This window comes from Ancylobacter sp. GW821-FHT10E12, from assembly GCF_058809335.1.
Map to the genome: position 1 here is coordinate 86,920 of NZ_JBXASN010000002.1, position 12,534 is coordinate 99,453.

Annotated in this window: 10 protein-coding genes; 3 read left to right on the forward strand and 7 right to left on the reverse strand. The window is 70.2% G+C overall.

The genetic code is table 11. The features are described 5' to 3' along the window. Window positions 1–35: 35 nt before the first annotated feature. Both AC1RU4_RS02790 and AC1RU4_RS02795 read right to left on the reverse strand, forming a co-directional pair. The gene (locus AC1RU4_RS02790; RefSeq protein WP_492889490.1) at window positions 36–1,055 is read right to left on the reverse strand and encodes a tetratricopeptide repeat protein; all 1,020 of its coding nucleotides are present in this window, start codon (window positions 1,053–1,055) and stop codon (window positions 36–38) included. Further along, window positions 1,055–1,702: a thiamine phosphate synthase gene (locus tag AC1RU4_RS02795; RefSeq protein ID WP_492889491.1), complete on the reverse strand. Its 648-nt coding sequence runs from the start codon at window positions 1,700–1,702 to the stop codon at window positions 1,055–1,057. Before AC1RU4_RS02795 ends, AC1RU4_RS02790 begins: the two co-directional genes overlap by 1 nt. A 350-nt stretch (window positions 1,703–2,052) precedes the next feature. Here AC1RU4_RS02795 and AC1RU4_RS02800 point away from each other — a divergent pair, with 350 nt between their 5' ends. Further along, window positions 2,053–4,518: a carbohydrate-binding family V/XII gene (locus tag AC1RU4_RS02800; RefSeq protein ID WP_492889492.1), complete on the forward strand. Its 2,466-nt coding sequence runs from the start codon at window positions 2,053–2,055 to the stop codon at window positions 4,516–4,518. Between the two features lie 104 nt (window positions 4,519–4,622). On the opposite strand, the gene pstB is transcribed toward AC1RU4_RS02800, so the two are convergent. The 5 genes from pstB to tkt form a co-directional block, all read right to left on the reverse strand. Next, entirely contained in the window at window positions 4,623–5,414 is a 792-nt protein-coding gene (pstB, locus tag AC1RU4_RS02805) for a phosphate ABC transporter ATP-binding protein PstB (protein WP_492889762.1), read from the reverse strand. Between the two features lie 256 nt (window positions 5,415–5,670). After that, window positions 5,671–6,696, reverse strand: a complete 1,026-nt coding sequence (locus AC1RU4_RS02810; RefSeq protein WP_492889493.1) for a class I fructose-bisphosphate aldolase — start codon at window positions 6,694–6,696, stop codon at window positions 5,671–5,673. A gap of 133 nt (window positions 6,697–6,829) precedes the next feature. Next, the gene (locus AC1RU4_RS02815) at window positions 6,830–8,029 is read right to left on the reverse strand and encodes a phosphoglycerate kinase (RefSeq protein WP_492889494.1); all 1,200 of its coding nucleotides are present in this window, start codon (window positions 8,027–8,029) and stop codon (window positions 6,830–6,832) included. 149 nt (window positions 8,030–8,178) lie between these two features. Next, complete coding sequence (gene gap, locus AC1RU4_RS02820; protein WP_492889495.1) at window positions 8,179–9,186, reverse strand: type I glyceraldehyde-3-phosphate dehydrogenase; 1,008 nt, start codon at window positions 9,184–9,186, stop codon at window positions 8,179–8,181. Window positions 9,187–9,377: 191 nt separating this feature from the next. Then, window positions 9,378–11,372, reverse strand: coding sequence for a transketolase (gene tkt, locus AC1RU4_RS02825; protein WP_492889496.1), 1,995 nt, complete (start codon window positions 11,370–11,372; stop codon window positions 9,378–9,380). Window positions 11,373–11,758: 386 nt separating this feature from the next. Here tkt and AC1RU4_RS02830 point away from each other — a divergent pair, with 386 nt between their 5' ends. Both AC1RU4_RS02830 and AC1RU4_RS02835 read left to right on the forward strand, forming a co-directional pair. Further along, the gene (locus tag AC1RU4_RS02830; protein WP_492889497.1) at window positions 11,759–12,040 is read left to right on the forward strand and encodes a DUF4164 domain-containing protein; all 282 of its coding nucleotides are present in this window, start codon (window positions 11,759–11,761) and stop codon (window positions 12,038–12,040) included. 9 nt (window positions 12,041–12,049) lie between these two features. Next, window positions 12,050–12,439 carry a cell division protein ZapA gene (locus AC1RU4_RS02835; RefSeq protein ID WP_492889498.1) on the forward strand — a complete coding sequence of 130 codons (390 nt, stop codon included), beginning with the start codon at window positions 12,050–12,052 and terminating at the stop codon, window positions 12,437–12,439. Window positions 12,440–12,534: the final 95 nt, after the last annotated feature.

Genomic DNA, 12,534 nt, shown 5'->3' on the forward strand with positions numbered 1-12,534 from the left:
GCTGCGCATCCGCCGGCTCCGCGAGGCGGGGCGGGTCAGCCCGAGGGGCCGCCCGCCCATTTGCGCAGGATCTCCTCGGCCCTCGCCCGCTCCTGCGGGGTCATGCCGGCGATCATCTTGTCGAGTTCGGCGTCCTTCAGTCCCTGGGTCAACGCGACCTTGTACCAGGCGGCGGCCAGCGGCTTGTCCTGCGGCACGCCGCGCCCGGCCGCCAGCATGCGGGCATAGCGGTTCTGGGCGATGGCGTTGCCGGCGAGCGCCGCCTTGCGGAACAGCTCGGCGGCGCGCTCCTCGTCCTTGGGCATGCCGACGCCGTTGAACACCGCGATGGCATATTCGGTGGTGGCGACGACATGGCCGACGCCGTCGGCGCGCTGCAGCAGCCGTGCCGCCTCGATCGGGTCGCGCCGCACGCCGCGGCCCTCGCGATAGAGCATGGCGAGCGCGTAGAGCGCGTCGGGCTGGTCCTTTTCCGCCGCCTTCTGGAACCATTCGGCGGCGATGGCCGGCTCCTTCGGCGCAGCCTCGCCCTGGAGATAGATCAGCCCGAGATTGTAGGCGGCGGTGGCGTTGCCCTTTTCCGCCGCGTCGCGCAGCATCGGCAGCGCCTCGCTCTTCATCTGGGCGTTCTTGCCGGCGTCCCTGATCTTGCGCGCGCCGAGGGCGAACAGCGCGTCGGCATTGCCCTTGGCGGCGGCGGCCTCGTACCACTGGCGCGCCGCGTCCTCGTCCTGGCGCACCCCGTAGCCCTGCGAAAGGATCTCCGCCGCCAGCACCATGGCGACCGGGTCGCCGGCGCTGTTGGCGCGCTCCACCGCCAGCTTCAGCGCCGTGCGGTAGTCGCCGCGCTGATAGGCGCCATAGGCGGCGTCGAGCGGGGTCGGCTCCGCCTCGGGCTTTGGAGGCTGGGTTTTTGGAATCTCGGCCTTGGGGGCGTCAGCCTTGGGGGCCTCGGCCTGCGGCGTCGCGGCCTCGGGCGTCTGCGCGCGTGCGCCGGCGCCGAGGAGAAGCCCGGCCGCGGCCAGGGCGGCGAACACCCCGTGCCGCACCCGCATCAGACCGCTCCCGCGGCGGCAAGGCGGCCGGAAAGCGCACGCCCGCCGGCGGCCGGGTCGTCGAGGATGAGGCCGTCGACGGCGATGAAATCGGCACCGAGGGCGACCAGCGCGTCGACTTCCTCCAGCGTGCCGGCATAGGCGACGCAGGGCGGCTGGAAGATCTCCACCCACCACTCGACGCGCTCGCGCGTGGTCTCGAAGGGCAGGCGGCGGCCGCCCGCATCCGGCTCGCCGAACATCACATAGTCGGCACCGGCATCCCCGGCATCCATCGCCTCGTGCCGGGTGCGCAGCTCGCCGATCCCGGCAATGCCGTCCGGCCGCACGGCGGCGATGGCGCCCTTCAGCGCCGGCAGGCCGGCGGCGTGCACGCCGTCCGCGCCGACGGCGGCGGCGAGCGCCGCATTGCCGTCGATCAGGCAGGCGGCGCCGCCTTCCTGGCAGGCGGCGACGAGGTCGCGCAGCGCGCCGGCGCCGGCCTCGCCGGGGCGCACCAGCACGGCGGCGATGTCGGCCGCTCCGGTCGCCTGGCGCACCAGCGCGGAAAGGCGCGCCGCGGCGGGCGCCGCATCCCCGGCGAGCGGCGGTAGCAGCAGGTAAAGTCTCGGAGCCGGCGGAGCGGCGGAGGAATCGGTTCGAGCCATGAACGAGCCATGTCGCAGGATGGCGGCGAAAGCACGGCCGAAATCGCCTGCCGGTGGCGTGTCCTAGACCATGTCGCGCGAAATTTGAAATGCTTTCGCCGCCGGGCGGTCATCGCATGGCGTCGAAATGGGCGTGCCACGGTAACGGGCAGGGGCGGCGAGGGCCGGGCCGTCGCAATTTACCGTGTACGGACGGGGCCTTGCGGCGGCGAGAATTTCCGTCGCCGGGCCCGGCCGGCAATGCTAATCAGGGCGCAGCCGGAGCCTGCCCCAACTGCGTACAAGCCCCGAGCAAGGGGCTCCCACGTTTCAAGGTCTCATGTTCACGGCCCCGTGCCGGTGGAGGAAACATGCCCGCCCGCCCTCGCTCGTCCCGCTCGCCCGCTATCCGCCCGGCCCGCCTGCTGGCGCTTGCCGGCGCGCTGCTCGCCGCGCCGCTCTCTCCCGCCTTCGCCCAGGCCCCCGCCACCCAGCCCCCCGCCACTCCGGCGCCGTCCGCCGCCACCGCTGCCGGCCTTTCCTGGCCGCGCAGCGTGAAGATCGGCGACAACGCGCTGGAGATCTACCAGCCGCTGATCGAGAGCTGGAACGGCGACCAGATCGCCGGCCGCGCCGCCGTGGCCTTCGGCGCCGCCTCCGGCTCGCCGACCTATGGCGTCGCCCGGTTCACCGCCCGCGTCGCCGTCGACAAGCCGGCCAAGCTCGCCCGGCTCACCAATATCGTCATCGCCAGGGTCGACGTGCCGACCCAGCCGGACCTCGACGTGAAGGTGCTCAGCGCCCTGCAGTCGCATATCCCGGCCGACGGCCTCACCGTGGCGCTCGACCACCTGCTCACCAGCTACGCCGCCAACAAGCAGCTGACCAAGGACATGGAGCAGCCGGTCGACAACACGCCGCCGAAGATCGTCTTCGCCGACGCGCCGACGCTGCTGGTGCAGGTGGCGGGGCCGCCGGTGCTGCGGCCGGTGGACGGCGCGCAGGGCTTCCAGCGGGTGATCAACACCCATCCGCTGATCCTCGTCGACGGGTCGGGCAGCTTCTACCTGCAGGCGGCGCTGAGCTGGTACCAGGCCAAGGCGATCGACGGGCCGTGGACGCTGCTGCGCGAGCCCGCCGCTGCGCTGCAGGCCGCCGGCTCGATGGCGAACTACCAGCAGCAGGCCGAGACCATGCTGCCGGAAAACGGCCAGAAGCCGGCCCAGCCGGCGGCGGTCATCGTCTCCACCGTGCCGGCCGAGCTGATCATCACCGCCGGCGCGGCGCAGATGGTGCCGGTGACGGGCACCTCGCTGCTGCGCATGGGCAATGCCGACCATGCCGTGCTGCTCGACCCCGACAGCAACAGCTATTACGTGCTGGTCTCCGGCCGCTGGTTCCGCGCCGCCGGCCTTGCCGGGCCGTGGAGCTTCGTTGCGGGCGACGCGCTGCCGGCCTCGTTCGGAAAGATCGCCTCCACCGACCCGGTGGCGAACGCCCTGGTGGCGGTGCCCGGCACGCCGCAGGCCAAGGAGGCGGCGATCGCCGCCACCGTGCCGCAGACGGCGAGCGTGTCGCGCGCCACCCAGCTCACCATCCAGTATGACGGCGGCACCCCGAAATTCGTGCCGATCAAGGGCACGCTGCTCAACTATGCCGAGAACACCCGCACCCCGGTGATCCAGCTCGACGCCAGCCGCTACTACGCGCTGTTCCAGGGCGCCTGGTTCATGGCGGCGACGCCGACCGGCCCATGGGTGATCGCCGACGTGGTGCCGGCGGCGATCTACACCATCCCCTCTTCCTCGCCGCTGCATTACGTGACCTATGTCTATGTCTACGCCTCCACTTCCGACGCGGTGACGGTCGGCTACATGCCGGGCTATCTCGGCGTGGTGGTCGGCCCCGGCGGCACCGTGGTCTACGGCACCGGCTATGATTGCGTCGGCTATGTCGGCACCTACTGGTACGGCTGCCCGGACACCTATGGCTACAACGCCGCCTTCGGCTGGCAGGGCGGCTTCGCCTTCGGCTTTGCCGCCGGCTATGCCTGGGGCGCCATGTCGCCGTGGTGGGGTCCCTATTGGGGGCCGGGGCCGTGGGGCGGGCCGTGGGCCGGCGTCAACGTCAACCAGACCAACATCTATGGCCGCTGGGGCGGCAGCGCCACGGTGAACCACGCCTTCGGCTACAACCCGTGGACCGGCAACGAATGGGCGGCCAATTCGGTGAACGGCGTCACCGCGCGCGGCACCGAGTTCACTGGGCGCTCCGGCGCCGCCTTCAATCCGTGGAACGGCAATTTCGCCGCCGGCCGCGCGGGCGGCTACTACAACCCCTCGACCGGGGCCTGGGGCGGGGCGCGCTCCGGCGTGGTCGGCAACGAGGATACCGGCAATTTCGCCGCCGGCCGCCAGTCGGCCAACTACAACCCCGCTACCGGCTTCGGCCACGCCTCCGAGACCGGGGTGACGCGAAATGACGGCCAGCTCGACGTCGACAGCCGCGGCGTCGCCGGCAATGTCCATTCCGGCAATGCGGTGGGCTGGAACAACGGCAACATCTATACCGACCATGACGGGTCGATCCACCAGTACAACCCGGACGGCTCCTGGCAGCACCAGTCCATCGACGGCTGGCAGCGCGACAGCGACGCCGACCAGATCGGCCGGCTCGACAACCAGCGCCAGTTCCAGGACCTCGGCAACCAGCGCGTCGACGACTTCGCCCGCTCCGGCGGCTTCGGCGGCGGCGACTTCGATCGCGGGGGTTTCGGGGGAGGCGGCTTCGGCGGCGGGTTCCGCGGTGGCTTCGGCGGCGGCGGGTTCCGCCGCTGAACGCCCTGGCGCCGCGCCCGCTCACCATCCCCGGCGGCGTCGCCGGGGATGTCGTTCGCCGCGTCGCGATTGACTGCCGCGCCGGTGCCTGCCGTGCCGGCGCTCTATCCCATCTTGCCGGTGACATAGGCCGCGGTGCGCTCGTCGGCCGGGTTGGCGAAGATCGCCTCTGTCGGGCCGAACTCGACCAGCCTGCCGAGATACAGGAAGGCGGTGTAGTCGGCGATCCGCGCCGCCTGCTGCAGGTTATGGGTGACGATCACGATGGTGCAGGTGGATTTCAGCGCCTCGATGGTCTGCTCGATCTTCGCCGTCGAGATCGGGTCGAGCGCGGAGCACGGCTCGTCGAGCAGGATCACTTCCGGTCGCACCGCCATGGTGCGGGCGAGGCAGAGCCGCTGCTGCTGGCCGCCCGAGAGGCTGAGCGCATCGTAGCGCAGGATGTCGCGCACCTCGTCCCATAGCGCGGCGCGGCGCAGGGCGTCCTCGACCCGCGCGTCGAGCGCGGCGGGGGTGAGCTCCTCGTTGAGGCGCATGCCGATCGCCACATTGTCGTAGATCGACATCGGGAAGGGCGACGGCTTCTGCGTGACCATGCCGATGCGCCGCCGGAGCGTCAGCACGTCGATGCCGGGACCCAGTATGTCGACGCCGTCGAGCCGCACCTCGCCCTCGACATGCTGGTCCTCGTAAAGGTCCGGCATGCGGTTGAACACGCGCAGCAGCGTGGACTTGCCGCAGCCGGAGGGGCCGATCAGCGCCGTCACCCTGTGGGCATGGATCGGCAGCGAGACATCGCTCAGGGCGACATGATCGCCGAAGCGGAAGCTGACATGCCGCACGTCCAGCTTCACCGCGGCGTCGGACGGCGCATCCGCGCGCCACGCGCCGGACAGCTGCCGAACGTCGAAGTCGACGGGCGCAACGCCGCCCTTGATGTCGCGTTGCACGGTGCGTTCTCCCCGTTGACGGAGGGGGAGGCTAGGAACTGGGATGCGGCCCGGCCTTGCGCAAGATCAAGCGGCGGGAAACTGCGTAGGGTGGAGACGACCGCCGGCAAAGCAGAACGCCGCCCCCGAAGGAGCGGCGTTCGTATGATCTCACTGGAATTTGCCGCCGCGCGAGCGGAGGGCCCGCGCGAAGCCGCTGCCGTCAGGCGGCCTTCTTCTGCTCGACTTCCGGCGTCCACTGACCCAGCGCGGCCAGGTAGTTCATCTTGGCGCGGTGGGTGAAGGCGGCCTGGCCGGCGGTCCAGTTCTCGTCCTTGCCGGACCACGCCTTCTGCGGCGCCGCCTGCAGGGCGCGGCCATAGGAGAAGGTGAGGTTCCAGGGCAGCCCGCCGATCTTGATCATGGCGTCGAGATTGGCCGTCGCCATCTCGTCCGACTGGCCGCCGGAGAGGAAGGCGACGCCCGGTACGGCGGAGGGCACGCAGTTCTTCAGGCAGCGGACGGTCTTCTCCGCCACTTCCTCGACCGAGGGCTGCTTGGGCGCCTTCATGCCGGCGACGATCATGTTCGGCTTCAGCACCATGCCTTCGAGGCGGATGCGGGCGTAGAACAGCTGCTGGAAGACTTCCTTCAGCACCCATTCGGTGACGTCGTAGCAGCGGTCGATGTCGTGGTCGCCGTCCATCAGCACTTCCGGCTCGACGATCGGCACGATATTGGCCTGCTGGCACAAGGCCGCGTAGCGGGCGAGCGCCTGGGCATTGGCGAGGATCGAGGTGTAGCTCGGGATGTGCGAGCCGATATCGATCACCGCGCGCCACTTCGCGAAGCGGGCGCCGAGGTCGTAATATTCCTTCAGCCGGGCGCCGAGGCCGTCGAGGCCCTCGGTGATGGTCTCGCCGGGTGCGCCCGGCTGCGGCTTGGCGCCGGCATCGACCTTGATGCCGGGGATCGAGCCGGCCTTCTGGATCAGCTCGACCAGCGGCGTGCCGTCCTTGGCCTTCTGGCGGATGGTCTCGTCGAACAGGATGACGCCGGAAATATACTTCGTCATCGCCTCGTCGGTGCGGAACAGCATCTCGCGGTAGTCGCGCCGACTGTCGAAGGTGGATTCGACGCCGATCGCGTCGAAGCGCTTCTTGATGGTGCTGGAGCTTTCATCCGCAGCAAGGATTCCCTTGCCGCCCGCACACATTTTGTACGCTACCTCGTCGAGGCCTGCCGTCATTCGTTTTTCTCCCGCAACGAACAAAAATAATGAACCGCCGACCGAAACACGCCGGGTCGGACGGTGAAAATTATAGCATCGGCTTCGCGTCTGTCCGCGACTTATCGCATGCAACAGGCTGCCGATGCGGCACTTAACGTCGCAGCGCCTCCACGCCCGGTAGCGGCTTGCCTTCCAGCCATTCGAGGAAGGCGCCGCCCGCGGTCGAGACATAGGTGAAGCGCCCGGCGACGCCGGCATGGTTCAGCGCCGCCACGGTGTCGCCGCCGCCGGCCACCGAGAGCAGCGCGCCCGCGTCGGTCAGGTCGGCCGCCGCCTGCGCCACCGCCACCGTGGCGGCATCGAAGGGCACGAGCTCGAAGGCGCCGAACGGCCCGTTCCACACCACGGTCTTCGAGGTCTTCAGCTTGGCGACGACATTGTCGACCGAGGCCGGGCCGGCATCGAGGATCATCTCGTCGGCCGCCACCGCATCGACGCCGACCGCGCGGTTGTCGGCATGCGCCTTGAATTCCTTCGCCACCACCGCGTCGACCGGCAGCACGATCTCGCAGCCGGCGGCACGGGCCTTCTCGACGATCTCCAGCGCGGTGCCGGCGAGGTCGTGCTCGCACAGCGACTTGCCGACCGGCTTGCCCTGCGCGGCGAGGAAGGTGTTGGCCATGCCGCCGCCGATCACCAGCAGGTCGACCTTGGCGACCAGATTGCCGAGCAGCTCCAGCTTGGACGACACCTTGGCGCCGCCGACCACCGCCATCACCGGGCGCTCGGGGGCCTCCAGCGCCTTGGCCAGCGCCTCGATCTCCACCTGCATGCAGCGGCCGGCATAGGCCGGCAGGTGATGGGCGAGGCCTTCCGTCGAGGCATGGGCGCGGTGCGCGGTGGCGAAGGCGTCGTTGACATAGAGGTCGCCGAGGGCGGCCAGCGCGGCGACGAAGCCGGGGTCGTTCTTTTCCTCGCGCGGGTCGAAGCGGGTGTTCTCCAGCAGCAGCACCTCGCCGGGCTGCAGCTTGTCCACCGCCGCCTGCGCCACCTCGCCGATGGTGGCGGGGGCGAAGGCGACCGGGCGGCCGAGGCGGGAGGCGACCTCGCCGGCGATCGGCTCCAGCGACAGCTTGGGGTCGGCGCCCTTGGGCCGGCCGAAATGGGCGAGCAGGATCACCTTGCCGCCCTTGTCGGCGATCTCGCGGATCGTCGGCAGCACCGCCTGGATGCGGGTGTCGTCGGTGACGGTGGCGCCGTCCATCGGCACGTTGAGGTCGACGCGCACCAGCACGCGCTTGTTGGCGACATCGGCGTCGTCGAGGGTGCGGAAGGCGGAGGTCTCGTTCATTGGCGTGGTTCTGCCTGTTTCGTTCCGCCTCGCGCCGCCCTCGGGAGGCGCTGCCGCGGATTGATACCTGCCCTTGGGGCAACCGAAGGGCGCAATGCGCCCCTGAACGAAAAGGCCGGGCGTCTTGCGACGGCCCGGCCGGATTTGGATCAGATCAGCTTGCCCATCGCCACCGCGGTGTCGGCCATGCGGTTCGAGAAGCCCCATTCATTGTCGTACCAGGACAGCACCCGCACCAGCGTGCCGTCGAGCACCTTGGTCTGGTCGAGGGCGAAGGTCGAGGAATGCGGGTCGTGGTTGAAGTCGATCGACACGTTGGGGAAGGCGGTGGTGCCGAGAATGCCCTTCAGGTAGCCCTGCGAGGCCGCCTTGATCGCCTCGTTGATCTCGGCGACCGAGGTGGTCTTCTTGGCGACGAACTTGAAATCCACCACTGAGACGTTCGGGGTCGGCACGCGGATCGAGGTGCCGTCCAGCTTGCCGTTCAGCTCCGGCAGCACCAGGCCGACCGCCTTGGCGGCGCCGGTCGAGGTCGGGATCATCGACATCGCCGCCGCACGGGCGCGGTAGAGGTCCTTGTGCATGGTATCGAGCGTCGGCTGGTCGCCGGTATAGGAATGGATGGTCGTCATGAACCCCTTGTCGATGCCGACGGCATCGTTCAGCACCTTGGCCACCGGCGCGAGGCAGTTGGTGGTGCAGGAGGCGTTGGAGATGACGAGGTGGTCCTTGGTCAGCTTGTCGTGGTTGACGCCGAACACCACGGTGAGGTCGGCGCCGTCGGCCGGGGCGGAGACGATCACCCGCTTGGCGCCGGCGGCGAGGTGCGCGGCGGCCTTGTCGCGGGCGGTGAAGATGCCGGTGCATTCCAGCGCGATGTCGACGCCGAGCTCGCCATGCGGCAGCTCGGCCGGGTTGCGCACCGCGGTCACCTTGATCGGGCCGCGGCCGACATCGATGGTGTCGCCGTCGACCGTCACCGTGCCGGGGAAGCGGCCGTGCACGCTGTCGAAGCGGAACAGGTGGGCGTTGGTCTCGACCGGGCCGAGGTCGTTGATCGCCACGACCTCGATATCGGTGCGGCCGGATTCGATGATGGCACGCAGCACGTTGCGGCCGATGCGTCCGAAACCGTTAATGGCAACCTTGAGCGTCATGCGTCTTCCCCCGAGTGACTGTTCCTGTTCGAGCACGGTGCGCGCCTTTGGCTCATAGCGCGGTCGCCCCTACGACACCAGCCGCTCATTCGGCCGGTATGGTGCCAGCGCAGGGCTGCGAGCCCGGTCATGCGCCAAGATCATGACTTACCTCATAATCTTGCGCATGACGTGCGGCGAATCGTCGACGGCTACGCCTTTTTCAGCCGGCTGCGGGCGGTGGCGGCGACGTTTTCGGCGGTGATGCCGAAATGCGCGAACACCTTGCCCGCCGGGCCGGAGGCGCCGAAGCCGGTCATGCCGACAAAGGCGGCGTCGGAGCCGACGACGGCGTCCCAGCCCTGGCGGATGGCGGCCTCGACGGCGACCTTCACCGGCGCGGTGCCGATGACCTGGCGGCGGCTTTCCTCCGGCTGGCTGGCGAACAGTTCGAAGCTCGGCACCGAGACCACGCGGGTCGGGATGCCTTCGGCTTCCAGGATGTTGCGGGCGGCCGCCGCCATCGAGACTTCCGAGCCGGAGGCGAACAGCGACACCTGCGCGTTGTCGGAGGCCGGCACGATCTCGTAGGCGCCGCGCGAGGTCAGGCAGCGCTCATTGGTGTCGGTGCGCATCAGCGGCAGGTTCTGGCGGGTCAGCGCCAGCACGCTCGGGCCGGTCTTGTGCTCCAGCGCCAGCTTCCAGGCTTCCGCGGTCTCCACCGTGTCGCAGGGGCGGAAGACGAGGAGGTTGGGGATGGCGCGCAGCGCCGCCAGCTGCTCCACCGGCTGGTGGGTCGGGCCGTCCTCGCCGACGCCGATCGAATCATGGGTGAACACGTAGACCACGCGGATGCCCATCAGCGCCGCGAGGCGGATCGAGGGGCGGCAATAGTCGGAGAACACCAGGAAGGTGCCGGCATAGGGGATGAAGCCGCCATGCAGGGCGATGCCGTTCATCGCCGCCGCCATGCCGTGCTCGCGGATGCCCCAGTTGACGTAGCGGCCGTCATATCCAGGCGGCTCGACATAGACCGAGGTGGCCTTGGTCTTGGTGTTGTTGGAATGGGTGAGGTCGGCCGAGCCGCCCACCATTTCCGGCAGCGCCGCGGTCAGGGCCTCCAGCACGGTCTCGGAGGACTTGCGGGTGGCGACCGGCGTCGCATCGGCCTGCGCCCTGGCGACGATGCCGGCGGCGATGTCGGCGAATTTCGACGGCAGCTCGCCGCGCATGCGGCGCTCGAACTCGCCGCGTTGCTCGTGGTCGGCGGCCTTCAGCCGGGCGGTCCAGTTCTTGTGCGCCTGGCGCGAGCGCAGCCCGGCGAGGCGCCAGGCGTCGAGCACGTCGGTCGGCACCACGAAGGGCTCGGCTTCCCAGCCCAGCGCGGCGCGGGTGGCGGCGATCTCGGCGGCGCCGAGCGGGGCGCCGTGCACGCCGTTGGTGCCGGCCTTGGTCGGCGCGCCGAAGCCGATCGTGGTGCGGCAGGCGATCAGCGTCGGCTTGTCGGATGTCTTGGCGCGCTCCAGCGCGGCGAGGATGGCGTCGGCATCATGGCCGTCGATCCGCGTCGCCGCCCAGCCAGAGGCCTCGAAGCGGGCGAGCTGGTCGGTGGCGACCGACAGCGAGGTCGGCCCGTCGATGGTGATGTGGTTGTCGTCCCACATCACGATGAGCTTGTTCAGCTTCTGGCGGCCGGCGATCTCGATCGCCTCTTCCGAGATGCCTTCCATGAGGCAGCCGTCGCCGACGATGGCATAGGTGTGGTGCTCGACGAGGTCCGAGCCGAACTGGGCGGCCAGCATGCGCTCGGCAAGCGCGAAGCCCACCGCGTTGGCAAGACCCTGGCCGAGCGGGCCGGTGGTGGTCTCGACGCCCACCGTATGGCCGTATTCCGGGTGGCCGGGGGTCCTGGAGCCGAGCTGGCGGAAATTCCTGATGTCCTCGATCGTCATCCCCTCGTAGCCGGTGAGATAGAGCAGCGAGTAGATCAGCATCGAGCCGTGCCCGGCGGAGAGGATGAAGCGGTCGCGGTCCGGCCAGTGCGGGTCGGTCGGATCGAACTTCAAGACCTTGCCGAACAGCACCGTGGCGACGTCCGCCATGCCCATCGGCATTCCCGGATGGCCGGACTTGGCGGCCTCGACGGCATCCATCGAGAGGAACCGGATGGCGTTGGCCATGCGGTCGTGCTTTTCACGGTTCGGCATGAGGTCTCATGACTCCCAGGAATGGGTGCAGGGGCGTGATCGGGGGCGTGGTTGGCGGCGTGGTCTGGGACGCGTCGGCGTTCGGTTTCCAGGCGGTTTCGTTATGGCACGCCGCGGGGACGCGGTCGCTCGGCATTCCGACTGAGGCGCCGGTCCGGCCGATGCCGGAGGCTGCCGCAAGGCGGCAATGAATGGGGCGGGAGTGATATCACCCCGCGTCATCCTGTCAAACGCGGCGCGGGCGGGTCTTGCGCGAGCCGGACGCTGCACCCGGCCGGGTGCAGCGCGTGCCCCCGGCCCCGCGCCGCGGTTGACGCCCGGCGCGGGGCCGGACCAATCTAGCCGAATCATCCGTTTCCCCAATCGCCGCACGGAGCGCAGCCAGCATGTCGGAACCGGCCCCGGTGGACGCCGCCGCGCGGCGCTTCAACGCCGCCCTGGAGGCGCTGGAGGCAGCGGTCGAGCGGCGGCTCGAAGTCGAGCGGCAGGAAGCCGCGCTTGCCGAGCAGATCCACGTGCTCGGCGCCGACCGCTCGCGCCTCGCCGCCGCGCTCGACGGGGCGCAGGCGCATGCCGGGCGGCTGGAGGGCGCCAGCGACGAGGTCGCCCGCCGGCTCGGCGCCGCCATGGAAACCATCCGCGCGGTTCTCGCCGCGCATGATCGCTAGAGGCGGCCCATGGCTCACGTCACCGTCACCATTGCCGGGCGCGCCTATCGCATGGCGTGCGACGACGGCCAGGAGGAGCATCTCGCCCGCCTCGGCCAGGAGGTCGACGCCCGCATCGACCAGCTGCGCGCCGCCTTCGGCGAGATCGGCGACCAGCGCCTGAGCGTGATGGCGGCGATCACGCTGGCCGACGAGCTCAGCGAGGCGCGCCGCCGGCACACGGCGCTGGAGCAGGAATTGCAGGCCGAGCGCAACCGCCACGCCGCCGCGGTCCAGCGCACCGACATGGCCGAGCGCACGGTGTCGGAGGCGCTCACCAAGGCCGCCGACCGCATGGAGCGCCTCGCCCGCGAGCTCGGCACCAGCCCGAGCCCGTCCTCGGGCGTGGCGATGGGCTGAGGGCAGCGGCGGCGGAGGAAAGCGCCGGGCGCCAGCCGGGCAGGCCGCCCCATGGCGCCAGCCGAGCAGGCTGCCTCTCGGCGCCGGCCGATCCG